General features: G+C 54.7%; 29 protein-coding genes. 14 read left to right on the top strand and 15 right to left on the bottom strand.

Features of this window, described 5'->3' with window-relative positions; translation table 11 throughout:
• Positions 1-73 precede the first annotated feature (73 nt).
• Both ACHUEV_RS09675 and ACHUEV_RS09670 read left to right on the top strand, forming a co-directional pair.
• Complete coding sequence (locus ACHUEV_RS09675) at positions 74-454, top strand: hypothetical protein (protein WP_394179324.1); 381 nt, start codon at positions 74-76, stop codon at positions 452-454.
• A 436-nt stretch (positions 455-890) separates the two neighbouring features.
• Positions 891-1,160, top strand: a complete 270-nt coding sequence (locus ACHUEV_RS09670; RefSeq protein WP_394179322.1) for a hypothetical protein — start codon at positions 891-893, stop codon at positions 1,158-1,160.
• Positions 1,161-1,274: 114 nt separating this feature from the next.
• On the opposite strand, the gene ACHUEV_RS09665 is transcribed toward ACHUEV_RS09670, so the two are convergent.
• The gene (locus tag ACHUEV_RS09665; RefSeq protein WP_394179320.1) at positions 1,275-1,571 is read right to left on the bottom strand and encodes a YciI family protein; all 297 of its coding nucleotides are present in this window, start codon (positions 1,569-1,571) and stop codon (positions 1,275-1,277) included.
• A gap of 135 nt (positions 1,572-1,706) precedes the next feature.
• Positions 1,707-2,321, bottom strand: a complete 615-nt coding sequence (locus ACHUEV_RS09660; protein ID WP_394179318.1) for a GcrA family cell cycle regulator — start codon at positions 2,319-2,321, stop codon at positions 1,707-1,709.
• A gap of 233 nt (positions 2,322-2,554) precedes the next feature.
• Here ACHUEV_RS09660 and ACHUEV_RS09655 point away from each other — a divergent pair, with 233 nt between their 5' ends.
• A complete protein-coding gene (locus ACHUEV_RS09655; RefSeq protein ID WP_394179316.1) occupies positions 2,555-3,358 on the top strand; it encodes an ABC transporter permease in 804 nt (267 codons plus the stop codon).
• Here the strand turns inward: ACHUEV_RS09655 and ACHUEV_RS09650 are convergent.
• A complete protein-coding gene (locus ACHUEV_RS09650) occupies positions 3,355-4,233 on the bottom strand; it encodes a DMT family transporter (protein ID WP_394179314.1) in 879 nt (292 codons plus the stop codon). The two genes, ACHUEV_RS09655 and ACHUEV_RS09650, sit on opposite strands and share 4 nt — an antisense overlap.
• Positions 4,234-4,472: 239 nt before the next feature.
• Between ACHUEV_RS09650 and ACHUEV_RS09645 the strand changes: the two genes are divergently transcribed.
• The 3 genes from ACHUEV_RS09645 to argF are packed head-to-tail and all read left to right on the top strand — an operon-like array spanning position 4,473 to position 7,071.
• Positions 4,473-5,639 carry an aspartate aminotransferase family protein gene (locus tag ACHUEV_RS09645; protein WP_394179312.1) on the top strand — a complete coding sequence of 389 codons (1,167 nt, stop codon included), beginning with the start codon at positions 4,473-4,475 and terminating at the stop codon, positions 5,637-5,639.
• Between the two features lie 6 nt (positions 5,640-5,645).
• A complete protein-coding gene (locus tag ACHUEV_RS09640; RefSeq protein ID WP_394179310.1) occupies positions 5,646-6,128 on the top strand; it encodes a GNAT family N-acetyltransferase in 483 nt (160 codons plus the stop codon).
• Positions 6,129-6,165: 37 nt separating this feature from the next.
• A complete protein-coding gene (gene argF, locus ACHUEV_RS09635; RefSeq protein WP_394179308.1) occupies positions 6,166-7,071 on the top strand; it encodes an ornithine carbamoyltransferase in 906 nt (301 codons plus the stop codon).
• An 85-nt stretch (positions 7,072-7,156) separates the two neighbouring features.
• Here the strand turns inward: argF and ACHUEV_RS09630 are convergent, their stop codons facing one another.
• The 5 genes from ACHUEV_RS09630 to meaB form a co-directional block, all read right to left on the bottom strand.
• Complete coding sequence (locus ACHUEV_RS09630) at positions 7,157-8,638, bottom strand: inorganic phosphate transporter (RefSeq protein ID WP_394179306.1); 1,482 nt, start codon at positions 8,636-8,638, stop codon at positions 7,157-7,159.
• Positions 8,639-8,714: 76 nt separating this feature from the next.
• The gene (locus tag ACHUEV_RS09625; RefSeq protein WP_394179305.1) at positions 8,715-9,176 is read right to left on the bottom strand and encodes an NUDIX hydrolase; all 462 of its coding nucleotides are present in this window, start codon (positions 9,174-9,176) and stop codon (positions 8,715-8,717) included.
• Positions 9,177-9,247: 71 nt separating this feature from the next.
• Positions 9,248-11,653 carry an ATP-dependent helicase HrpB gene (gene hrpB / locus ACHUEV_RS09620; protein ID WP_394179303.1) on the bottom strand — a complete coding sequence of 802 codons (2,406 nt, stop codon included), beginning with the start codon at positions 11,651-11,653 and terminating at the stop codon, positions 9,248-9,250.
• Between the two features lie 161 nt (positions 11,654-11,814).
• On the bottom strand, positions 11,815-12,099 hold the full coding sequence (rpmB, locus tag ACHUEV_RS09615) for a 50S ribosomal protein L28 (RefSeq protein WP_106354875.1): 285 nt from the start codon (positions 12,097-12,099) through the stop codon (positions 11,815-11,817).
• A 221-nt stretch (positions 12,100-12,320) separates the two neighbouring features.
• Positions 12,321-13,310, bottom strand: a complete 990-nt coding sequence (meaB, locus tag ACHUEV_RS09610) for a methylmalonyl Co-A mutase-associated GTPase MeaB (RefSeq protein WP_394179301.1) — start codon at positions 13,308-13,310, stop codon at positions 12,321-12,323.
• Between the two features lie 138 nt (positions 13,311-13,448).
• On the opposite strand from meaB, the gene ACHUEV_RS09605 reads away from it, so the two are divergent.
• Together ACHUEV_RS09605 and ACHUEV_RS09600 are read left to right on the top strand one after the other, a co-directional pair.
• A complete protein-coding gene (locus ACHUEV_RS09605) occupies positions 13,449-14,129 on the top strand; it encodes a site-2 protease family protein (RefSeq protein ID WP_394179300.1) in 681 nt (226 codons plus the stop codon).
• A complete protein-coding gene (locus ACHUEV_RS09600; protein WP_394179298.1) occupies positions 14,129-14,560 on the top strand; it encodes a low molecular weight protein-tyrosine-phosphatase in 432 nt (143 codons plus the stop codon). The genes ACHUEV_RS09605 and ACHUEV_RS09600 overlap by 1 nt, the downstream gene beginning before the upstream one ends.
• On the opposite strand, the gene ACHUEV_RS09595 is transcribed toward ACHUEV_RS09600, so the two are convergent.
• Positions 14,520-14,855, bottom strand: coding sequence for an arginine transporter (locus ACHUEV_RS09595; protein ID WP_394179296.1), 336 nt, complete (start codon positions 14,853-14,855; stop codon positions 14,520-14,522). The genes ACHUEV_RS09600 and ACHUEV_RS09595 overlap by 41 nt on opposite strands.
• Before the next feature lie 279 nt (positions 14,856-15,134).
• On the opposite strand from ACHUEV_RS09595, the gene ACHUEV_RS09590 reads away from it, so the two are divergent.
• The 3 genes from ACHUEV_RS09590 (at position 15,135) to ACHUEV_RS09580 (ending at position 18,852) form a co-directional block, all read left to right on the top strand.
• The gene (locus ACHUEV_RS09590; protein ID WP_394179294.1) at positions 15,135-15,689 is read left to right on the top strand and encodes a hypothetical protein; all 555 of its coding nucleotides are present in this window, start codon (positions 15,135-15,137) and stop codon (positions 15,687-15,689) included.
• A 299-nt stretch (positions 15,690-15,988) separates the two neighbouring features.
• Positions 15,989-17,788: a translation elongation factor 4 gene (lepA, locus tag ACHUEV_RS09585; RefSeq protein WP_394179292.1), complete on the top strand. Its 1,800-nt coding sequence runs from the start codon at positions 15,989-15,991 to the stop codon at positions 17,786-17,788.
• A gap of 92 nt (positions 17,789-17,880) precedes the next feature.
• On the top strand, positions 17,881-18,852 hold the full coding sequence (locus tag ACHUEV_RS09580; protein ID WP_394179290.1) for a hypothetical protein: 972 nt from the start codon (positions 17,881-17,883) through the stop codon (positions 18,850-18,852).
• Between the two features lie 262 nt (positions 18,853-19,114).
• Here the strand turns inward: ACHUEV_RS09580 and ACHUEV_RS09575 are convergent, their stop codons facing one another.
• Positions 19,115-19,258, bottom strand: coding sequence for an entericidin A/B family lipoprotein (locus ACHUEV_RS09575; RefSeq protein WP_394179288.1), 144 nt, complete (start codon positions 19,256-19,258; stop codon positions 19,115-19,117).
• A 145-nt stretch (positions 19,259-19,403) separates the two neighbouring features.
• Between ACHUEV_RS09575 and ACHUEV_RS09570 the strand changes: the two genes are divergently transcribed.
• A complete protein-coding gene (locus tag ACHUEV_RS09570; protein ID WP_106354895.1) occupies positions 19,404-19,715 on the top strand; it encodes a TraR/DksA family transcriptional regulator in 312 nt (103 codons plus the stop codon).
• Between the two features lie 43 nt (positions 19,716-19,758).
• Positions 19,759-20,265: an alkylphosphonate utilization protein gene (locus ACHUEV_RS09565; protein ID WP_394179286.1), complete on the top strand. Its 507-nt coding sequence runs from the start codon at positions 19,759-19,761 to the stop codon at positions 20,263-20,265.
• 135 nt (positions 20,266-20,400) lie between these two features.
• Here the strand turns inward: ACHUEV_RS09565 and ACHUEV_RS09560 are convergent, their stop codons facing one another.
• The 3 genes from ACHUEV_RS09560 to ACHUEV_RS09550 form a co-directional block, all read right to left on the bottom strand.
• Positions 20,401-20,760 carry a hypothetical protein gene (locus ACHUEV_RS09560; RefSeq protein ID WP_394179284.1) on the bottom strand — a complete coding sequence of 120 codons (360 nt, stop codon included), beginning with the start codon at positions 20,758-20,760 and terminating at the stop codon, positions 20,401-20,403.
• 115 nt (positions 20,761-20,875) lie between these two features.
• Entirely contained in the window at positions 20,876-20,992 is a 117-nt protein-coding gene (locus ACHUEV_RS09555; RefSeq protein ID WP_394179282.1) for an entericidin A/B family lipoprotein, read from the bottom strand.
• A 56-nt stretch (positions 20,993-21,048) separates the two neighbouring features.
• Positions 21,049-21,801: an alpha/beta fold hydrolase gene (locus ACHUEV_RS09550; protein WP_394179280.1), complete on the bottom strand. Its 753-nt coding sequence runs from the start codon at positions 21,799-21,801 to the stop codon at positions 21,049-21,051.
• 78 nt (positions 21,802-21,879) lie between these two features.
• Between ACHUEV_RS09550 and ACHUEV_RS09545 the strand changes: the two genes are divergently transcribed.
• On the top strand, positions 21,880-22,248 hold the full coding sequence (locus ACHUEV_RS09545) for a hypothetical protein (protein ID WP_394179278.1): 369 nt from the start codon (positions 21,880-21,882) through the stop codon (positions 22,246-22,248).
• Here the strand turns inward: ACHUEV_RS09545 and ACHUEV_RS09540 are convergent.
• Together ACHUEV_RS09540 and ACHUEV_RS09535 are read right to left on the bottom strand one after the other, a co-directional pair.
• Positions 22,163-23,017, bottom strand: a complete 855-nt coding sequence (locus ACHUEV_RS09540) for a DUF817 domain-containing protein (RefSeq protein ID WP_394179276.1) — start codon at positions 23,015-23,017, stop codon at positions 22,163-22,165. The two genes, ACHUEV_RS09545 and ACHUEV_RS09540, sit on opposite strands and share 86 nt — an antisense overlap.
• A gap of 113 nt (positions 23,018-23,130) precedes the next feature.
• Positions 23,131-23,343 (bottom strand): hypothetical protein (locus ACHUEV_RS09535; RefSeq protein ID WP_394179274.1); only part of this gene is annotated, 213 nt, incomplete at its 5' end.

Here is a 23,343-nt window from a genome sequence, read left to right as displayed (position 1 = left end):
TGAAAAGCGAGTAGAGACAACTGTCCAATAGATGCGTACGCTAAACTTCTGATTTTAAACATTGAACCTACATATGATAATTCTTTCTCGAGCTAGATTTTTGCTATCTAGCATTGCTAGTACGTTCCCTGCGCCAGTAAAAAGTATTTTACGTGATGAGCCGCAACGGACCAAACATCTTGTTGTTGTTCGGCGAGAGGAAACTGTCGTCGGCAAATGGGTTGGATGCGTCGCACAGTTTTTTCTTTTTGCAGGACTTATTGGATTAGGTGTCGCGCTAAATAGTGACGCAATGCAATGGGTTGGGGCTGCGATCGGATGCCTTGTCGTCATTAGTCGAGCTGCAGGGGCTTATACGCAGGACACCTATGATCTTGAGGGGGCGCAAAAGCAGTTGGACAGGATTAAAAAACTTGAAACTGACCCAACTAATGGAAGGCCGTATGCTCGGTGACTGTTCACTTGCCGGAGCGATGCGGCACGTGTGAGTGATCAATAGATATATGAAAACGAGTTGCCTTGGATAGCCACCATGTAAGGGAGGTTAAGGCCAGCCCCAAGCAAGTTTGTTTTACCGCCGACCGTTGAAATTGGCTGGCATCCGATGCCTCTTGTTGAGGCCGAAAGCCATATTCCCAAGAAGCGCTGGCGGCCTGTAAAAAACCTATGGTGCGCAGACCTGAATTTTGAATTGCGCAGTGTAGGGGCGGGATCACGAACATGTGTGGTCGAGGAATGCGGCGGTCAAGCTGTTGATCGCTTTGACTAAGTCGGAATATGGGGCTGGGTTGAGTGGGTGATGTTGGAACAATCAGTGCATGTGCGCCTTGATATTCATCTTTTTGAATATAACTTCGTCCGATCTATAACTCAGAGCAAAGGACGACACTATGAACAGACAACTGACTGTTACGGCGGTTCTCGCCATTCTGGCGACGCCTGTACTTGCCGACCATGGAAATCCTTGGGCAACCGAAGGTGACACGGTTCTCAGCCAGTATCACGATGCCAACCAAGCTAAGAGCATCGACACGCCTGGTGAGGCCGAAATGCGGGGCGCTTTGGTGCGCAATGCGCGCGGCAAATTGGGCGAAACTGGTTCTTCCGCTGCTGGCAGCCAGTCGGGACAGCAGGGCGGCCGCAAATCCGGGCGCAACTGACCCTAAGCTACTGCGCGGGCCACTTTGCGTGTGGCCCGTGATCTACTGAGCAAGATTTTGAAACCGTTGATGGCGGTGCTTGTCGCTTAACAGGCTTTTCAGAAGTTGTATTTATCAGCCCGGCATCTGGTGTAGTTCACTTACTTGCATTGCAGAGTTTTCCATTTCGAGGAATGGGCAAGCCTGTGCTGTTGTACGTGCGGCGTCCATGTCTGCGGCTTCGATGATTGTGTAGCCCATCATGGGTGTGATTTGCATGTCGCCCAGCGTTTCAGTGCCTTTAAGGGGCTGTTGCGGGACGACCGCGTTTAACCCGCCGATCCACTGCATGTAGCGATCCATGTGGGCTTTGCCCTCTTCCGGGGTCTTGGGTTGGCTTCCGCCATGATAAGTTAGGATGAATTGTGGCATTTGGCTCTCCTACGTTGTTAGTGAGAGCCTGCCTTGTGAGCATGTGAGCTGTCAAATTGGCGACATGAACGCAAAAGGCCGCCTTGAAAGGCGGCCTTGTTTGGTGGATCAAGATCCACCCTACGTTATTTCGTTTTACCTCCGACGGTCGCGGCGTGACGACATTGGCTGGAATGCGACGCCGACGTGGGCTTCGCAGTATGGTTTGCCAGCTTGCACACCAAGGCCACAGAACCAAAAGTCATCAGTTGCTGGGTCGCCGACAGGCCATTTGCAGGTCTTCTCTGTCAGTTCCATCAAGCTAATACGCTTAGCGGTTTTTTCGACTTCGCTGACTTTTGCCAGTGCTTCGGGGCTGATTTCATTTGCCGAAGGCTGTGGTGGCAAAGGCTGGCCGGCGGGAATAATCGCGCGGCGTGCAGCTGAAATCGGAATACCGTTTTCGTCGAGTTCGACTTCTTCTTTGACAGCAGGCACGGATGCCGCTGCTGCGGGCGCAGGTGTTGGCTTGGCCTTTGGCGCCGGTTTCGGCGCTGCTGGCTTGGCCGCTGCTGCGGGTTTTTCTTTGGGGGCAGCTTTGGCTGCAGACGCACCGCCAGAACCGGCACGGTTTGAAAGGCCCAAGCGATGGACCTTACCAATCACAGCGTTACGGGTCACGCCGCCCAGTTCCTTGGCGATTTGGCTAGCGGACTGGCCTTCGCCCCACATCTTTTTGAGCGTCTCGACGCGCTCGTCTGTCCAGGACATATGGATTCCTTTGGTTCAGCGGACCGGACAAAGTAATTTGTCGGGCCTGAATATCTGTTCAAGCCTTATAATAGTCATTGTGGGCAGGGATGTGAAGCCGACGATCAAGCTTTTCGCCCGGTATGGCAGAATGGACCCAGCAGATGGTGCTGTCGGCAAGTGTTTTCAGTCCCTGCACTGGTCAATTCCGCCCGATAGGTTATGTCACAGCCCTAAGGATAAGGACATTGAGCATGACCACAAAGACTGCAATGGGTGTTCGCCGTTTTGGGCGCGTGAACTGGCTGGGAACTTGGACATTGGTGCGCCGCGAAATTCGTAGGTTTATGAATGTCTGGTCACAGACGGTGATGGCTCCTTTGATCAACGCTGGTCTCTTCTTGATGATTTTTACCATAGCGATTGGACCGCAGCGCGGTGATGTAATGGGCGTTCCTTTCATTAGTTTTCTTGCTCCGGGCATTCTGACAATGACTGTTATTCAGAACGCGTTTGCGAATACGTCCTCGAGCCTCGCATCCGCGAAAGTGCAGGGGAATATCGTGGATACGTTGATGCCGCCTTTGTCTGCGGGTGAATTGGTCTTTGGCTATATCGGTGGCGCGGTCGCACGGGGCGCTTTGGTTGCCGTTGTTATCGCAATTGGGTCGATGCTGTTCTTGGGTGTTGGGATGCAGAACCCGGCTTGGGTTGTGCTGTTTGTCCTGATGGGATCTGTCTTGATGGGTGGCTTGGGCATGATTGCCGGCATCTTCGCGAACAAGTTTGATCAGCTTTCGGCGATTTCAAACTTTTTGGTGACCCCTTTGGCGTTTTTGTCAGGGACCTTCTATTCAATCGACGCGTTGCCCGGGTTTCTTCAGGTGCTTAGCCACGCGAACCCATTCTTTTATATTATCGACGGTGTCCGCTTTGGGATGATTGGTGTCAGCGACAGCAGCCCTTGGGTCGGTGTCGTTGTTGTCGGTATCGCCTGTGTTGCCGTGCTAAGCGTTTGCTTGCGCTGGATGCACACCGGGTACCGTCTAAAGGCCTAAGCCTTGGTGCGTGTTTCACGCCAAGCAAGGAGAACCGCACCGCCAACAATAAGAAGCGCGCCGATCATGCTGATGTGGTCGGGGCGTTCGCCGAATATGATCGCGTCATAGAGCGTTGCGAAGATCAGCGTGATGTAGCTGAATGGGGTGATAAAGCTGGCGTCGGCCCGCGCGACGGCGTTCACAAAACAGGTTTGTGCCGTTGCCATTAACACCCCAATCCCGGCAAGGGCGGCCCACTGCGGTGCCGTTGGCATGACCCATACCGGCAAAACCGCCGCTGTTGCGATGGCAAGCCCGATCCCGTTGTTGATCAGCAGGACTTGGAAGGCGGGTTCACTATCTGCCAGTTTCTTCAGAAAGATGAGCTCCATGCCCATCATCAATGCTGCACCAAGCGCGAGTAGTCCTGCCAATTGAAATGAACTTGCGCCGGGGCGCAGTAGCACAATCGCCCCTATCATCGCCGCGAAGGCTGCAAACCAACGCCAAGGGCCGACACGTTCGCCCAAAAGGGGGATGGCAAGGATCATTGCGAAGACAGGGTTTAGAAAACTGATCGCGGTGGCATCTGACAGGCGCATGTTGGCAGCGGCTGCAAACATCAGGCTGACCCCGGCCCATCCAAACACGGTACGTCCGATATGGAGCCGCAGTCGGGGCTGTTTGATTTTTGGTCGTAGAATGCTCGCCGCTGTGCCGATCGCAATAAACGCAAAAAGGAACCGCCCATGGCTGACCTGAAGCGGGTGTAACGGCGGCCCCAAGACATCAGTGCCGAGCGTTTTCGCGAGCAGCATAGTGCCCGCGATGAATGCCGTTGCTGTGACGATCAGTGTCACCGCAAGGCGTGGATTTTGTGCCCGCAATGTCATGGCCGCATCTGGACCGGGTTTGGCGAATTTTGCAACGTCAGAATGCCGCTTGCGTTTTTTATCTTCACGGCTTCAATGATTTAGGCTATCGGGGGCACATGAAGATGCGCACAACATACGTAAGCCGACGCCGACGCTAATTTAGCGCCGCTGTTTGTCACGTCTTCTACTATCCCTAAAACATTGACACTTTGCCCTTGGTCCTGCACCAATCGGGCTTATTGATAAGGATGATCGCCATGATCGCATCTATTTTGCCAACCTATTCACGTGCCCCGCTGACATTTGTGTCCGGCGAGGGGTCATGGTTGACGGAAGCAGATGGCCGCCGATTTTTGGATTTGGGCGCTGGGATTGCGGTGAACGCACTTGGCCATGCTAACCCGGATTTGCTTGACGCATTGACGACCCAAGCGCAGTCGGTTTGGCACTTGTCTAACCTTTACAACATTCCTGCCCAACAAAAGCTGGCGGATGCATTGGTTGATAAGACCTTTGCAGACACGGTGTTTTTCACTAATTCGGGTACCGAGGCCTGCGAACTGGCCGTGAAAATGGCCCGTAAGTATTGGTTTGATAAAGGCCAGCCTGAGCGGACTGATATCATCACGTTCTCTGGTTCTTTCCATGGCCGGTCAAGCGCGGGTATCGCGGCTGCTGGGTCTGAGAAAATGACGAAAGGCTTTGGCCCGTTGTTGCCCGGCTTTGTTCATCTGGAATTCGGTGACCTGATGGGCCTGACCGATGCGCTGGGCGATACGACCGCTGCTGTGATGATCGAACCGGTACAGGGCGAGGGCGGTATTCGTCCAGTGCCAGACGCGGATCTAAAAGCGATGCGCGAATTGTGCGATGCGAATGGTGCCCTGCTGATCTTTGACGAAGTCCAATGCGGTATGGGTCGTACAGGCAAGCTATTTGCGCATGAGTGGGCGGGCGTCACCCCTGACATCATGATGGTTGCGAAAGGGATTGGCGGCGGCTTTCCTTTGGGCGCGGTTCTCGCGACAGAAGAGGCCGCATCTGGTATGACTGCGGGTACGCATGGGTCGACTTACGGTGGTAACCCATTGGCCTGTGCCGTCGGTGCAAAGGTGATGGAGATCATCGCCGATGATGCGTTTCTTGCAGAGGTGAACCGCAAGGCGGGGCTATTGCGCCAAAAGTTGGAAGGGCTGGTTTCATCCCACCCCGATGTATTTGAAAGCGTGCGTGGGTCGGGCCTTATGTTGGGTCTGAAATGCAAAGCGGTGAACACTGATGTAGTTCAGGCGGGCTATGGGCAGGGTGTATTGACCGTGCCTGCCGCCGATAATGTGATCCGATTGCTGCCCGCGCTGAATATTACAGATGAGGACATTACTGTCGCGGTCGATCTGCTGGATGCAGCGGCCTCGCAGTTGTAGGAGCATATGCGCAATTACGATTTCCGTCGGTTAACTCGGGATGATCTTCCTTTACTGCGTCGCTGGTTCAATGTGGCGCACGTAAAGGCGTGGTGGCCCGATCCGGAAATGCAGATTGCGCAAATAACCCAACATATGGATGATCAAAATTACGATCTACGCTTGGTGCAACTGGCACAAATGCCATTTGCTTTTTGCAGTGATTTTGACACGCGCGCGTCAGGAAAAGCCGAGTTCTCTGACCTGCCTATGGGATCAAGAGGGATGTCCACCTTTGTGGGTAACCCTGATTTTATGGGGCCGGGTCACTCGACTGGTTACATCGAAGCGCGCGTCCGGGAATTGCGCCGCAGCCACGCCTTGGTTGCGGTAGGTCCGAATACGACCGATACACGGACCATATCCATTTACAGGCAGGCGGGGTTTCATGCCCGACGTCTGGCTGGCACAAACGAAGGCAAACTCGTGCAGGTGATGACTCACCTTTGATTTACTGGCCAAAGGGCCCAACAACAAAGCGAACTCTATGACGCATTTTCTTGATATTCACACAACTCCCGCCGACGATCTGCATGAAATTATCCGTAATGGGCGCGCGATGAAGGATGCACGCAATGGTTTGCCAAAAGGTACACCTGATGCGGATCAACCATTGGCCAACCACATGGTCGCGCTGATCTTTGAAAAACCATCGACCCGTACCCGCGTTTCGTTCGATGTTGGCGTGCGCCAAATGGGTGGTCAGACCATGGTGCTATCCGGCAGCGATATGCAGCTTGGCCATGGCGAAACCATCGCCGACACCGCCCGCGTGCTGTCGCGCTATGTTGATATGATCATGATCCGTACGTTCGAAGAGCAGACGTTGCTGGAAATGGCGGAATATGCGTCTGTTCCGGTGATCAACGGTTTGACGGATCGTACGCACCCTTGCCAAATCATGGCTGATATCATGACGTTCGAAGAACATCGCGGTCCGATCAAAGGCAAAAAGGTTGTCTGGTCAGGCGACGGTAATAACGTCTTTGCCAGCTTTGCCCATGCAGCCAAGCAGTTTGATTTTGAACTTGTGTTCACGGGCCCAGAGACACTCGACCCTGAACCAGCGCTTGCGGGTTTGTACACGACTGTTCGCGACCCGAACGAAGCCGTGCAGGGTGCTGATCTGGTCGTGACCGATACTTGGGTGTCGATGCACGACCCACAGTCTGCTCGTGAGCGCCGGCATAACCAACTACGCGGTTACCAAGTCAACGACGCGCTGATGGCGAAGGCAAAACACGACTCTCTGTTTATGCACTGCTTGCCTGCGCACCGCGACGACGAGGCGACAAGCAGCGTTATGGACGGAAAGCATTCGGTGATCTTTGACGAGGCTGAAAACCGTCTGCATGCTCAAAAGGCCATTATGCGCTATTGCTTGGGCAAGTAAGTCAAAGCGACCAACAACAAGGGCCAATTCCTGATCAGGAATTGGCCCTTCTTTTTTCGTAGGGTGGATTTTAATCCACCGCACCTTAGACAAACGTTGCTTGCAGCCCCAAGAAGATGACAGCGGAAATCAGCGCTGCTGCAGGCACTGTGATCACCCATGCTGCAATGATCGTCATGAAGTGCGAACGACGTACCAGCTTGCGACGACGGCGTTCTTCTGGGGCGATGCGCTTGGCTTCTGGGCGCTTGGCTGACGAATTGCGCACACGGCGCTCTGCATGCCATTCGCGGAAGAAACCAACGCCAAAGACGCCACCTACCGCGATGTGTGTTGATGATACCGGCAGGCCCAGCCAGCTTGCGATGATGACTGTGATCGCGGCTGATAGGGCGACGCAATAGGCGCGCATCGGGTTGAGTTTAGTGATCTGGCTGCCGACCATACGGATCAGTTTTGGTCCGAATAGGATCAGACCAAAGGAAATCCCGAACGCGCCAATCACCATAACCCATGTTGGAATATCTACTTTGCCCGCGAATGTGCCAAAGCTTTCGGCGTGCACGATTGCGGCCAGCGGGCCAACAGCGTTGGCAACGTCGTTAGCGCCATGTGCAAACGACAACAGCGCTGCGGATAGGATCAACGGAATGTTGAATAGTACCTTCAAAGACTTGTTGCGGTTCTCAAGCCCCTCGGACTGACGGCGCACAAGCGGAGCAGACACGGCGTAGATGATCGCACCCAAGACCAGACCAATCAGGCAAGCTGTGAATAGATCGATCTTTACGATCTTCTTAAGCCCCTTCATCGTGAGGTACATCGAGAAAACGCCGCCCATGATCCCGATCAGCACAGGCACCCAACGGCGCGCGGCTGCGATTTTATCGTCTTGGTAGATGATCGCGGTTTTGATGAAGGCAAGGAACGCAGCCGCAATAACGCCACCCAGAAGCGGTGAGATAACCCAGCTTGCGGCGATTGCGCCCATGGTTGGCCAGTTCACGGCAGCAAAACCAGCGGCGGCGATACCGGCGCCCATCACGCCCCCAACAACCGAATGGGTCGTGGACACGGGGGCGCCGATCCAAGTCGCAAGGTTCACCCATAGTGCGGATGAAATCAGAGCGGCCATCATTGCCCAGATAAAGATTTCGCTGCTGGCGACGCTTTCGGGATCAATGATCCCTTTTGAGATGGTGGAAACCACATCACCGCCGGCAAGCAATGCGCCTGCGCTTTCGCAAAGGGCCGCGATGACAATCGCGCCACCCATGGTCAGCGCATTCGCCCCTACGGCAGGTCCCATGTTGTTGGCAACGTCGTTTGCCCCGATGTTGACGGCCATATAGGCGCCAAAGGCAGCCGCAGCGATGACGACATAAGACACTGAATCGCCGCCGAAAAACAGTGTGCTTGTAAGTGCGGCCACGATAATAAAGGCGAGCGAAATGCCCAAGCCAACCAATGGTTTGCTTACGTATTGCGTTGCGTATTCGACTGCGCCAATACGGCCAAGATCGCGATCAAGCGTCTTCCATTGGTTCGATGGTTTTGAATCAGGCATTGTGTCCCTCGGTTTTGAATTGGACCGGGGGTAACGCTATTGGGGCGATGTCACAATATATTTATAGAGTTATGCCTTAGACCGCAAAGTCACTGAGAACCTGCTGCAAGCCAGGTTCATCAACCAATTCCGCCGCCCGAGAAGGTGACGCCCACATGCGCTCGCGCCGCTCTGCTTCGGGGTAGGTTTTCGACAGCTTTTTGACCTTAAACGGAAAGACTTTTACTTCGCAGGGGATGACCGTACCGTTGTCAAACCGCTTTTGACCGATGAACGATTGCACGGCGGTTTCGTCGGGTGACGCTTTTTTCACACCGCCTTCTTCCCATGCTTCTTGCTTGGCGGCTTCGACCGCGGTCAGCCCGTCGATTGGCCAGCCTTTTGGCAAGATCCAACGCCCACTTGAACTGCTGACAAGCAACACCTCTGTCCCAGCGTCACCTTCGCGGTGGCACAGGGCTGCGACCTGCAAAGCAGGCGGTCGTTTAAAGAGCGGACGCAACGCGCCCTGCCACAGGGTGTTCAACATGGAAGTCATCGTCTGCCTGCCAATAGTCTTGTTTTATTGACATTTTATTAACACGTGCTGATTCGGAATGCAAATCACGCTCATGTGCCGCGCGGTTTTGCGCGCAAAGTGGGGTCCGCTTGGGTCGGGTCTTCGGGCCACGGGTGGCGTGGATAGCGGCCGCGCATGTCGCGCCGGACGTCGGCATATGATGACGCCCAAAAGCCAACGATGTCTTGGGTGACTTGGACCGGTTTTTGACCCGGAGAGAGAAGCGTCACACGAAGCGGGGTTTTCCCAACGGTTGGGTGTTTGGTGACACCGAACATTTCTTGCAGCCGAAGCGTAATGCCGGGTGCTTCACCGTCGTAGTCGATAGGTATTTTGCGCCCAAGTGGCGTTTCGAAATGCGCAGGCACCGCTTGGTCAAGCCGCTGCATCTGGTTCCAATCTAGCATGCCGCGAAGGGCGGGCAGCAGATCAAATGACTTCCAATCGGAGGTGCTGCGCACCCCGCTTAGATGCGGCAAAAGCCATGTTTCTAAGCTGTTCATCAGCGCGTCGTCATCCATCGCTGGCAGATCATCTAGTAAGGCGACCCTCGCACGGAACCGGTTCGCTGCTGCATTCGGACGCAGGCCCAGTTGCCGTATGCCATCTAGCATTGCGATGGCTACTGCATCGTCGGGTGCATCCGACCAATTACGATCATCTAGCACCAATGCGCCAAGCCGTTCCTGTTTACGCGTCAGCACCCGGCCTTCGCGGCGGGACCACGTGCAAACATCAGTCCATTTGATTTGGTCGCCAAAGGTTTCGCGCAGTTCGCTGTCAGTAATGGCAACGGCTTGTCTGATGCGCGCCTCGCGGTTGTCGCCATCCAGATCGGTCGCAACAATCAGGCGCTGCCCGGCGAGCGGATCACTTGCGTCCAACACAGCACCTTTGCCACCGGACAAGACGTAACGCGGGTCATCGCCCTTGCGGCGCAGTCCGATGCGGTCGGGGTAGGCCAGTGCGGCCATGCAGGCCAGCGACATTGGTGCAGCGTTAGGCAGTCCTTTGGATAGGCGTGGTATTTCGGATTTAATCTGTGCGAGGGCCGCATGGTTCACTTGGCCCGGCCCATCATAGCGGCGGTTAAGCGCGGTGATGCGCAACGACAGATCACCGGATGCACCGCGCAAAGGATCGCGAGCAGCAAGGAGAGCAGCCAGCGGTGCCGCCTGTGCGCCAGCGATTTGCAGCATATGTGCAAGGCGAGGGTGGAGCGGTAGTGCCGCCAGCGCACGCCCATGCGCGGTGATCCGTAGGTCAGAATTCAATGCACCAAGCCCCTGAAGAAGGGCGCGTGCCTCGGCCAAGGCGCCTTCGGGTGGGGGTGTTAGGAAGAGCAGATCGTCACTGCCCCATGTCGCGATTTCAAGTGCGAGGCTGGAAAGGTCGGCGGCTTCGATTTCGGCCGGGGCGAAAGCGGGCAGGGCGCCTTCTTCGCCTTTGGTCCATAGGCAATATGCGTCACCAGGGGCAACGCGGCCTGCTCGGCCCGCCCGTTGGGTGGCCTCGGCGCGGCTGACGCGCTCGGTGACAAGGCGGGACATGCCTGAACCGGGGTCAAATCGCGCACGACGGGATTTGCCTGCATCCACGACCACGCGTATGTCTTCGATGGTGAGCGAGGTTTCGGCGATGGACGTCGATAGCACGATTTTACGTCCCGATTTCACGGGGGCAATGGCTGCGCGTTGGTCTTTGAACGGTAAGGCACCGTAAAGGGGGCGGATCTGGCAATCCTCGGGCAAACGGCCTGACAGGTTTTGCGCGACGCGGCGAATTTCACCTTCGCCGGGCAGGAACACCAGCATCCCGCCGCTGGTCTCATGCGCGGCTTTGACGATCAGGTCTGCTGTCGCAGCCTCAAGCCGGATGCCCTTGGGTAGGGATTTGTCGAGGTGGTGGGTGGTGACCGGGAATGACCGACCTTCAGAGGTCACGATAGGCGCGTTGTCGAGCAGGGCCGCAACTGGTGCTGCGTCTAGGGTTGCGGACATGACCACAACGATGAGGTCGGGTCGCAAAACCTGACGCGATTCCCATGCAAGCGCGAGGCCTAGGTCGGCGTTTAAGGACCGTTCGTGAAATTCGTCAAAGATGATCGCGCCGATCCCGGTCAGATCAGGGTCAGATTGGATCATGCGGGTCAGGATGCCTTCGGTCACGACCTCGATTTTGCTACCCGATTTGCTGTCGCCACGCATACGGTAACCGACCGTCTGGCCCGGTTTTTCGTCCAACCCTTCTGCCAAGCGTTCGGCTGCTGCACGCGCGGCCAGACGACGCGGTTCTAGCATGATGATCTTGCCGTTCGTGAGATCAGCCTTGAGCATAGCCAGCGGGACACGTGTGGTCTTACCGGCACCCGGCGGGGCTTGCAGTACTGCACAGCCTTGGGCGCGGATCGCGGCAATTAATTCGGGTAAGATGGGATCAATAGGAAGGGTAGTCATGGCCAGTGTCTGGGCCATTCAGGCGGGGTGGGTCAAGACCCACCCTACGGGCGTCGCGTTTGCCGAGGTGTCGTAGGGTGGATTTTAATCCACCCCTGCAAACAGAAAAACCCGGCGACCAAAAGGCAACCGGGTTTCATAAACTCTAAAAAGAGAATCGCTTAAGCAGCAGTTGCTTTAGAGATTTCTTTTTTCACTTTCAGCGCTTCTGCAGAAAGCTCAGCATCTTTGGCTTTCGCCATGAATGCGTCCAGACCACCGCGGTGATCAACGGTGCGCAGAGCAGCGTTAGAGATTTTGAATTTGAACGAACGGCCAAGCACGTCAGACTGCAGTGTAACGTCTTGCAGGTTTGGCAGGAACCGACGGCGTGTGCGGTTCTTAGCGTGGCTTACGTTGTTGCCCGACATCGGGCCTTTTCCGGTCAATTCGCAACGGCGCGACATGAGCTGTTCCTTGTACTGTGGACATCACCAAACCAGATGTTTGGGCGTCCTGTCATAGGGGTGATGGCCCCACCAAGGCAGGGTCGTGAATAAGATTAGCGCCAGATAGGCGGATTCCTTAGACCCGTCAACCCGATTTGCCATCGCGGGCCGATCAATTCGCCCATCTGGGTGCCATTTATTGTGCCTGCGAATAGTTAGTCAAAGGTTTGTTGGCCTGCCTAGCTTCTACGAAAACGTGAAAGCACGGTTTCAGCGGCCATAGCTGGCGTTGCTTTGCCAGCGGCGACCTCGCTCTGGGCAATTTGCATTTGCTCTTTGGTTTGCTGATCATCAAGCAAGAGTTGAAGCATCCCTTGGTGGACGTCTTCTTTGAACCAATAGCTGGCTTGGTCTTTGCGCGTTTGGTCCCAAATGCCGGTTTCGCGCCGCCAGTCGCGCAGGGTCTTCATTTCGTCCCATGCGGTCTCGAGCCCGACAGTTTCAAGTGCGGATACGGTCAGAGCTTTGGGGAAGCCTTCTGGGTCTTGGGGACGTTTACGCAGTAGCCGCAATGCCCCAGCATAATCGGCACAGGTCCGGGTTGCTTGGGCCTTTAGGTCTCCGTCTGCTTTGTTCACGAGGATCACGTCAGCCATTTCCATGATGCCGCGTTTGACGCCCTGTAATTCGTCCCCGCCTGCTGGTGCCAAAAGCAAAAGGAAGAGGTCAGACATCTGCGCCACAACCGTTTCGGATTGCCCAACACCGACAGTTTCGATCAGCACCACGTCGTATCCCGCAGCCTCGCAAAGCGCGACGGCTTCTCGGGTGCGGCGGGCCACGCCACCCAGTTGGGTCTGGCTGGGGGAGGGGCGGATAAACGCATTGGGATCGCGGGCAAGATGATCCATCCGGGTTTTGTCACCCAAGATCGAACCGCCGGACCGGGCAGAGGATGGGTCTACGGCAAGAACCGCCACCCGCAGCCCTTGGCCCGTTAACATCAACCCAAAGCTTTCGATGAATGTCGATTTCCCGACACCGGGGGTACCCGACAGACCGATGCGCATGGCTTGGCGGTCGCTGCCAAGCAGCGTGAGAAGTTCAAGCGCTTGGGTCCGATGGTCAGCGCGTCCGCTTTCGACCAAGGTAATCGCGCGGGCCAATGCGCGGCGGTCGCCAGCGCGAACGCCCTCGGCGAGGGCAGTGATATCAATTTGCTTGCTCATGCTTGCATTCATATCGGGCAAGGGGCGGCTGTCTAGTGGCTTAGGGTCGCAAGCCAGAGTGGGTCAATAAGTGTTGCGATATGTGGGGCTTTGATATTGAACCATATGAAAGCGGAATTGGCTTAAGGGCAGGATTACATGTTTGGTAACGATACGGTGGTGTTCCAGTTCACTGGGCCTTTTGGCGTGCGGGTGGATGTGGGGCAGTCTTTGGCGATGCTCGTTCTATTCATCGTCGTGCTGTCGGGTGGCAATTTGGTGGGCAGCCTGATTTTCGCGACGATGTTGGTGCTTGCGATCTTTCTGCACGAATTCGGCCATGCATGGGCCTGTATCGTCCAAGGCATACCTGTACGACGCGTTATGCTGTACGGCGGTGGCGGCTTTTGCGAGCCTGCCCGGTCAACGACGCGCTATCAAAGCGAGCTGATCATCGCTATGGGGCCAATTGTGAACCTTGCGCTTTGGGCGCTGTGTTCGATTGCGGTCAAGACGATTTGGAACGCAGAAGCTTTGCCATCTGAGGCGATGAGGCAGTTTGCGTCTTATCTGTATATGTTTGGCTTCCTGAACTTGTCGCTATTCATATTTAACCTGATCCCAGTGCAGCCTTTGGATGGTGGCAAGCTGCTCCATCTGCTTTTGCTACGGTTCCTAAAGCCCGGCGTAGCGCATAGGACAGCTGGCGTGATCGGGCTGGCGATGGCTATCGCGTGGATACCTGCGATGATCTTTGTTTATGCCACTTATGGCTGGGTGCTGTTCTTTATGCCCTCGATCCCGGCGCATTACCGTATGGCGCGGGGGCAGTTGGCCTGATGCGCATTTTGTTCGTATGTTTGGGGAATATCTGTCGGTCGCCTGCGGCCGAGGGCGTTGTGCGTGCGATGGCGCCGCATTTAACGCTTGATAGTGCGGGAACCGGTGGTTGGCATGTTGGTGATCCGCCTTATGGGGCGATGCAAGAGGCGGCAGGACAGCGTGGGTATGACCTAAGTCCGCTGCGGGCGCGTCAGTTTACGGCGGAAGATTTCGATGCGTTTGATCTGATCGTCGCAATGGATCGGCAGAACCGCGCAGACATCGAACGGCTTCGGCCCCGCGGAAACGACACGCCTGTGCGCCTAATGGCGGCCCAAGACGTGCCTGATCCGTATTACACCCGCGATTTTGACGGGTGCCTTGATATTATCGAAGATGCCGCGCGGATTATGCTACGGGAACACAGACTTGAGACGCCATCTCGGTGAAGCCCTTATAGCGTTTCCAGAATGCTTCTGAGTTTGGGTTGTCTGATTGACGGGTGTCTTGGGCAAGTTGCGGTTCTGTAAAGAACGCCACCGCGCGGGATTGGTCACGGCCAGATAGGGTCTGGTTCGCAACGCCCTGCACGCAGCCACATAGTGCAGGCGACGCCGCCTTGCGATCGGCGGCCATACAAGCCTGACTGATAGGGCCGCTCGCATTAGGTACGCCACTCGGGCGGCTACCGCCGCCACACGCCGCCAAGCTCACCAAAGCCCCAATTAAAACTAAATACCGCATATTGCCTCTCTCTGGCCGCTGTCTGCGCAGACGGTCCGACTGATGATGCCCTCAGGCGGGATTATGGCGAGGGAAGGGGCGTGATGCAATTGGGGAATGTGATAGGGGCATATGACATGCACGAGTTTTTGTGAGACGCATGGCGTATTTGACGGAGTGCAGAAAACAATAATGGTCAAACTAGTGAATATCAGGAATGAGCCCAAATTGACTAATGCTGCAAGTTGAACCAAAGTCCGCTTTACTTAGGATACACAGATAACGTTGTCGGAGCAGTCGATGGAAACGGATGCCATGCTCATCGAATATCGAGACGAGACGACGCCACGTGTCAGGCTGTTCATTGCGGTCGTGGTGATCCCGTTCATGGTCATCTTGGCAATGAATTTTATTTTGGCTTTTGGATTGTTCGGACGTGACGCACTGGATTTAGTCGGGTCCATGTTGCGAGGCGACTTCACGCGCTTGGGCGATTTTGTGGGCTATTTGGCTCTGCTGCTGCTCTGTGTCGGAATACCTTGCGTCTTTATCTATGCTTCAATCAGCAAGGGCGTTTTCGCTCCCAACGTTGTTGTGACAATTGACCCAAGCAGACAAATTGTTTCGATCTGTCGCGGTGTAACGTGGCAAAGCTCACACCACGCAGAATATGCATTTAGTGATGTTGCGGCCATTGAACTGGCAAACAGTTCGCTGACAGCGAGTGAACAGAACGAAATTTCGCTTCGTATTCGCAGCTTGAAGCGGCCACTGGTCTTAGCGGCCACTTTTGATGCGCAGGCCGCAGCACAGGAGTTTCAAAAGCTGAAGGAGATGGGCCTACCAAGTCGGTAGGACGTCTTGGTGAATGTGCAAAGCTACTCTGTGTTTCTCGCCAAGAAATCTAAGAGCCTCTTGTATGCCTGAAGCGGCCTTCTAAGACTTGGGCATGAATAGCGGCTTCGTCCCGCACACCCGTCGTTGAGAAGGCGGTGTGATGTTTGGTGTTGTGGTGCTCCACGTTGGCTGGGGGAGCGTAGGTGTTTTACACCCGTGCGATATCGTTTCTTTGCGGTATCCTCATCTCAATCCACTTGCAAAACCCGTGTTCTTTGGCCATTGACGGTTCAAACTTTGCATAGGGCTTCCCCTTCATGACTGACCTCGATCACATCCGTAACTTCTCTATCGTCGCGCATATTGACCACGGTAAGTCCACGCTTGCCGATCGGTTGATCCAAGAGACCAACACGGTGGCCGCGCGTGATATGAAGGCGCAGTTGCTGGACAGCATGGATATCGAACGTGAACGCGGCATCACGATCAAGGCCAACACGGTGCGTATCGACTATACTGCGCAAAACGGTGAATCTTATGTGTTGAACCTGATCGACACTCCCGGTCACGTGGATTTCGCCTATGAGGTGTCGCGGTCCATGCGTGCGGTCGAAGGGTCGCTCTTGGTTGTGGACAGCACCCAAGGGGTCGAAGCCCAGACGCTGGCTAACGTGTATCACGCGATTGATGCGGACCATGAAATCGTGCCTGTGCTGAACAAGATCGATCTGCCTGCGTCCGAATGCGATCAGGTCGCTGCGCAGATTGAAGACGTGATCGGGATCGACGCGTCTGAAGCGATCCGCGTGTCAGCAAAAACCGGTGTTGGTATCGTGGAAACGCTTGAGGCTATCGTGCACAAGCTGCCTGCGCCCAAAGGCGACCGCGATGCGCCGCTGAAGGCGATGCTGGTAGATAGTTGGTACGACAGCTATCTGGGCGTGATCGTTCTGGTGCGGATCATCGACGGCACCATGAAGAAAAACGACCGGATCAAATTCATGTCCAACGGGACCGTGCATGGGATCGATAAGATCGGTGTGTTCCGTCCGCAGATGCAGGACGTCACTGATCTTGGGCCGGGCGAGATTGGGTTTATCACCGCATCCATCAAGCAGGTGCGCGATACACGGGTGGGTGACACCATCACATCCGAGAAAAAGGGAACCGAAGTCGCGCTGCCGGGCTTTAAGCCTGCGCAACCGGTTGTGTTCTGTGGCTTGTTCCCCGTGGATAGCGCCGAATTCGAAGACCTGCGCGATGCGATTGATAAACTGGCGCTGAACGACGCGTCATTCAGCCACGAGATGGAAACATCTGCCGCGCTGGGCTTTGGGTTCCGTTGTGGTTTCCTTGGGCTGCTGCACCTAGAGGTCATTCGTGACCGGATTGAACGCGAATACAACATTGAGCTGATCACGACCGCGCCGTCGGTGGTTTACCACGTCTATATGCGTGACGAGACGATGATCGACCTGCACAACCCTGCTGACATGCCCGACATGACCCATGTGGACCATATCGAGGAACCGCGGATCAAGGCGACGATCCTTGTGCCGGATGATTATCTGGGTGACGTGCTGAAACTGTGCCAAGACCGTCGTGGCGTGCAGCTGGACCTGACCTATGCGGGTAGCCGCGCGATGGTGGTTTATGACCTGCCATTGAACGAAGTTGTGTTTGATTTCTACGACCGCCTGAAATCCGTGACCAAGGGCTATGCGTCGTTTGATTACCAAATGACGGGCTATCAGCAGGATAACCTTGTGAAAATGTCGGTTCTGGTGAACGACGAACCTGTGGATGCGCTGTCGATGATGGTGCACCGTGATCGCGCCGAACAGCGGGGCCGGGCGATGGTTGAAAAGCTCAAAGACCTGATCCCGCGTCACATGTTCAAAATCCCGATCCAAGCGGCCATAGGCGGCAAAGTCATCGCCCGCGAAACCCTATCTGCCCTGCGCAAAGACGTGACCGCCAAATGCTACGGCGGCGACGCCACACGGAAACGCAAACTGCTGGATAAGCAGAAGGCGGGTAAGAAAAAGATGCGGCAGTTCGGTAAAGTGGATATCCCACAAGAGGCGTTTATTTCAGCGCTTAAGATGGATAGTTAGAGGCATTTTACGGCTGCGCTTTTTGAATGGTAACCTAGTCTAATTGGATTAGGGTGATCAAGGAGGGCGCAATTTCGCGCCAAAAAGAGTAGATGACAGATAAGAAATCTAAGGAACTTACTCAGCAACCGCTTCGAAGCAAATACCAGGCAAGTGCGATCCACTTCGTTGGTAAATATCGTGTTGAACTGTCTATTCTTTGCGCGGTGTTTTCGTCCTTCCAGGTGGTTTTTTGGTCTTTCGTCTTATCGTTCGGAGGTTATTTAATCCGAATTGTCGATCTTAGCTTTTTCTTGTCGTTCTCCATATTCTTAACGTTTTCTATTGCGATGGCGAGCGCTGCCACTGCAGTTATTTATGGCGGTCTATCGCTGCTGTTAAATTTTACCCCGCTCAGTTGGTTTTCAAAATCAAGCGTCAGAAAAGCCTATAAATATATTGTTGTTTCTTGGCGGTTTAGAATGACAGTTTTTGTGTGTGTGATGTTCTTAATTATTGCACCGAGCGCAGTTTGGTACCTTTGGGTTGCTTTGCTAATAGTTAGTGTAGTTTTATCTTTGGGTTCGAAAATTTATTTACGTCGTTCAGTGATGGCCTTTAAGCAATATGAGGGAGTTAAACGCTATTTCAGTAGCCTTGTTTCCGGCAATGTCGCTAATATTGAGCATTTGCGCCCGGTGCTTACTCACGATGAGATATCGTCGATTGATGGCTTAGAGCGTGACGATCAGCTCCAGAAGGTGTCCGTTATGCTTAAAAGACGCTCGCTCGCTTTGAGGAGAAGCCGGTTAAAGCGAAATACTGCTCGCGGAAAATCCATTAAGCAAGGTGGAGGAATTCTTGTTATCGCGGTGCTCAGCGGACTCTTGGGTCACTCTGCCGCGTTGAACATTAAGCGAGGAGAAGAGATTTCATTAAGCGCTGACGGGTTGCATCATGGCGTTATTATTGGAGTCACGAAGGACTTCCTTCTCTATTATGATCAAGGTGATGGTACAGCTAAGGGGCTGCCGTTAAGTTTTACCTTCTTGAATCAAGAGCCTTCGTTCAAGCCTCTCGAATGAGTTTGTGACAAACGTCATTTATCAATCATCTGTGTCTAGGTACATTGGGGTGACCTTTGAGTTGATAGGTAAAGGCTCTAACTCCATTTTGTACATGCCAAATCTCCGATTTGGCAGCGCCCGGACCTCCCCCATGGGGAGGGCGCTTCGCACCCGCCCCGAGGTCCAAGCGCCCGACTACTGAGGCGCGGCGCGTAAACGATGCGTGCATCGGGGCTCCGCCCGTTCGCTCCACGCATGGTGTACTTAAAAAACGCGACGTTTAAAGATCGTTCTGCACGTCTTGGCTTTCTTCGGTAATCGCATCGCCTGCGTTGGAAATGTCTTGGCCAGCGCCTTTGACTGTCTCGCAGGCGCTTAGGGTAAAGGCGGCTACGATCAGGGCAATCATGGGTGACTTACGCATTGGGTCGTCCTTTCATTTGTAAATATCTGTGGGACCAACGCGTGATTGTCGCCTCGGTTCCATAATTGCGCAGATTGTCTTGACCCAAATCAAAGCGTCACAGGCGCAACCGGGGCATTGTCGTCAAAACTTTAGGAGGCACGACATGGATATTGATACCTATGAAAAGACGCTTATCGCGCGCCGCGCAGAGCTGGTGGGTGATATGGTTGAGATAGAAGATCAGCTGGACGATCCGCCGTCCAAGGACTGGGATGACCGATCAACCGAGCGTCAAGGTGATGAGGTGCTAGAGGCGCTTGGCAATAGCGACTTGGCCGAGATTAAGCGGATTGATGCGGCGCTTGCACGCATCAAAGCGGGTACATACGGCTATTGCCAGAAATGCGGTGAGCAAATTTCTGAGGCGCGGTTGGCGCTGTTGCCTGACACGCCATTCTGCAAGACATGTGCCTGAACAACCGCTGGCCCTTGGACCGTAAACCGGGTATCGCGGGGGCATGATTTGCCCCCTTTGCCAAACCCCCGATACGCCGCTTTCAAGCTTTCCTGTGACGGGTGGCCCCGAAGGGGCAACTGTTGAGATTTGCGGGGCCTGTGTCGCGCAGCTTGATACCCCGTCCGAGGATCATTTCCGCGCGCTTGCCAGCACAATGTGGTCCGAAGATCCCGGTATCGCCGTGCTTGCCGCGCGGGTGCTGGTGAAGATCGGCACGCCCTGGGCGCTTGACCTCGCGGATCAGCAATATCTCGATGATGAGACTCGCGCATGGGCCGACAACGTGGTCGCCGCAAGCGAACACAAAGATGCCCATGGTGCGACCCTGAATGCGGGTGACACTGTGGTCTTGATCAAAGACCTGCCGGTCAAGGGCGCGGGCTTTACCGCGAAGCGTGGCACGGCTGTCCGGGGTATTTCATTGGTCGCGGAAAACGCAGGCCACATCGAAGGCCGCGTCGAAGGACAGCGCATCGTCATCCTGACCGAGTTCGTTAAGAAAAAATAACGACGGAAATTTCAGGCGGCTGCGTATTAGCTTTGTCTAACGATGGAGCCGCCCGATGTACTATTACCTTCCCCATGCTTTTGTTGTCCTGATGGGCGGTCTGAGTGTCGCGACCTTTGTGACATCCTGCGTGATTTAGGGCTGCTGCGTTAGCTGTGTCCATGCGGCGTGATCTGCGCGCTTTAGCCGTGCCAGCGCGTTTTCAGCGTCGGCACGCAATGCACCCTTGGTATCGGACTTTACCTCTTCGATCTCGGTGATCAGCGTGTCGATTTCCGGCAGGGCGACCCCGGTTTTGTCGGACAGCAATTTTAGCGCCTCAAGCACTTTGCCCAGCTGCTTGCCATAGCTGGCAACCTCGGTCTGGATCTTATGTTCGATCAGCGGGTTGCCTTTGATGTCAGGCGAAAACAGGCGTGGCGTGATTTCTTGGGTGACGTCACCCGAAAACGGTGCCCGGAAAATTGGGGACCAAATGTCAAATGGGGTGATCATAGCAATCTCCTTATTGATGAATAAGAGAATGCGACCAGTTCGAGGCTGGTTGAGTCAAGAGGCCCTGACAATGTTGCGTGATTTATCCCCGGCTGCCCAATAAATGGGCGCGCGGTCAGAGCGCGTCGCTGACTGCTTCGCCTGCGTTGGTGATGTCGCGACCGACGCCTTTGACAGTTTCGCAGGCTGACAGCCCAAAGACGGATAGAATAAGAAGTGCGCGGATCAGCATTGATAGACCTCTGTATTGCAGTTTCGTCAAAAGCCTAGCCGCTGATTTTTCACCGATCAACCCGGGGAGGGCATGTTTAGAAAAGCTGTTGCAGCGGCTTCAAATTCGCGTGGTTTTTCCGCGTGAAGCCAGTGGCCCGCGCCCGGAATTTTGGCGAATTTTGCGTTGGGAAATAGCGGTTTGATGATGGGGCGATGTTCAGGCAGAACATAGGTCGAATTGGCACCGGACAAGAAAAGCGTTGGCCTATCAAAGACGCCTGTGACATCTGGGAAGCCGACGATTTGGGGCATGTCCGCTTCGAGTACGTCCAAATTCAGCCGCCAGCGTTTTTCTTTCATATCAAGACTTTGCAAAAGAAAATCCGCGACGCCCGGTTCAAGGTCGCCAAGCTGTTCTTTCGCATCGTTGCGGTTACTGACCTTGGCGGGATCAACCCGCCGCATAGCACTTAGCGGTCCCATTTGGGTGTGCTGATAGGGAACGGGTGCAATGTCAGCGACGATCAAACGCCGTAGTTTTTCGGGGTGTTTTAGCGCCAGTACCATGGCTGCTTTGCCACCCATCGAATGGCCCAAGACATCCATCGGCTGATCAATGATTTCGGCCAGATCAGCGGCCATATCTGCATAGCTTTGGCTATCAAACCATGGGCTGTTGCCGTGGTTGCGCATGTCTACAACGATCACCGGGCGGTCCGCTGAAAGCCGTTTGGCGATCACCCCCCAGTTTCGTGCAGATCCAAACAAACCATGTGCAATTAAAAGGGGTGTGCCCGCAGGCCCATCATATCGTACCGTGTTCAACATGCATCTGTTTTAACCCTTTGTGCGGCCCGAGTGCCAGAGGCATTGAGCGACGCATCGTTTACAATTACCCGGTGCAATATGGTGCATACGATTGAACAACAGGTTGCTGAGATTCGCGGGTTGCTTGAAACCAAACTGCGCGTACGTGGTCCATCGCTTGCAGCGCAGGTGCGCAAGGCAGGGCGGGCATTGCCACGTGCAGTACGTCGTGATTTGGCGTTTATGGTTCAGTCTGCCGATTTGGTCAAAAATCCCAAGCTAGCCCGGATGGTTGATCCGCAACGGGCGGAACGCGCACATCGCAACACGGTTGCCTATCTGAACACAGTAGATGCCCGCGAACAGCGTATCACTGCGGTGATCAATGTGGCTGCGTCAATTGCCCTTGCGGTGTTGGTGACAGCGGCTGTGGTGCTTTACGTGCTGGTACAAAGGGGCTTTGTCTAAGCGGGTCTTTGACGACCAGCGTGACTGTGGCGAAGGCCACGTAAAGCAACAGATACCACGAGCCTATTTTTGCAAAGCTAACCAGATCTAACGGGTTTTGTCCGCTGTAAATCCATGTGCCCGTCAGCGTGCCGATGTTTTCTGCGATCCAAAGGAACAAACTGCTAAGGAACGCAGCGAGGGGCAGGGGCATCCAGTACCAGTTCGCGCCGATGCGGAACCAAATGCGCGTGCGGATGTAAAATAGGACCGTCGCCGCGAACAGCAGATTGCGGAAATCCCAGATGTAGTGATGGCTGAAAAAGTTGACGTAAACCGCAACGGCCAGCCCAAAGTGCAGCAGCATCGGTGGGAAGGGCGCGAACTGCATGTCAAACAAGCGGATCACTCGCGCCATGTAGCTGCCGACGGCGGCATACATGAAACCAGAAAACAGCGGGACACCGTATAGCTTGAACAAAGCAGGTTCGGGATAGCCCCATGACCCGGCGCTGACCTTGAACCACTCCATCGCGGTGCCAGTGATGTGAAACAACAAAATCACGCGCGCCTCGGCCCATGTTTCTAGCTTGTACCACAAAAATAACGCCTGCAGGCCAAGGGCGATTAGAAAAAGCACGTCATAACGGGCAAGGGGCCAGTGATCCTGCCAGATCACCTTGGTCCCAATGATCGCCGCCAGCAAGCACGCGCCAAACAGACAGGCCCAGCCTTGTTTGAAGACAAACATAATCAGCTCGCTGACTGACGCAGGAAGATGACGGCGCATGGCATCGCCGAGGCGGCGTTCATTGAGGCGGGTTTTGTTCATGGGAGTTTTGTTAGCTACCGTGTTGTGAAAGGATCACGATGGTTTGTGCAGCTTTTGCTTAAAACGGGAAATTAGTTAACACGGCACCGAACGAGCTTAAACGCATTTTTCATACGCGCCTTAATGAGCGCTTGACCCAATCGATCACTCATAAAAAACACGTTTTTTATCTTTGGATCGGCCCAGAGATCAGGGCCTTCCAAACATGAACGATCAACCAAGATGTTATCGTCTTCGACCCATAGTTCAGGCGAGAAAAAGTCATGCCGAGGCCACAGCCGCTT

Origin of the sequence: Yoonia maritima (assembly GCF_043641945.1) — a bacterium.
Lineage (GTDB): Bacteria > Pseudomonadota > Alphaproteobacteria > Rhodobacterales > Rhodobacteraceae > Yoonia > Yoonia maritima_B.
Note: the sequence above shows the minus strand (reverse complement) of the source record. Positions and strands in the feature narration are given on the sequence as shown.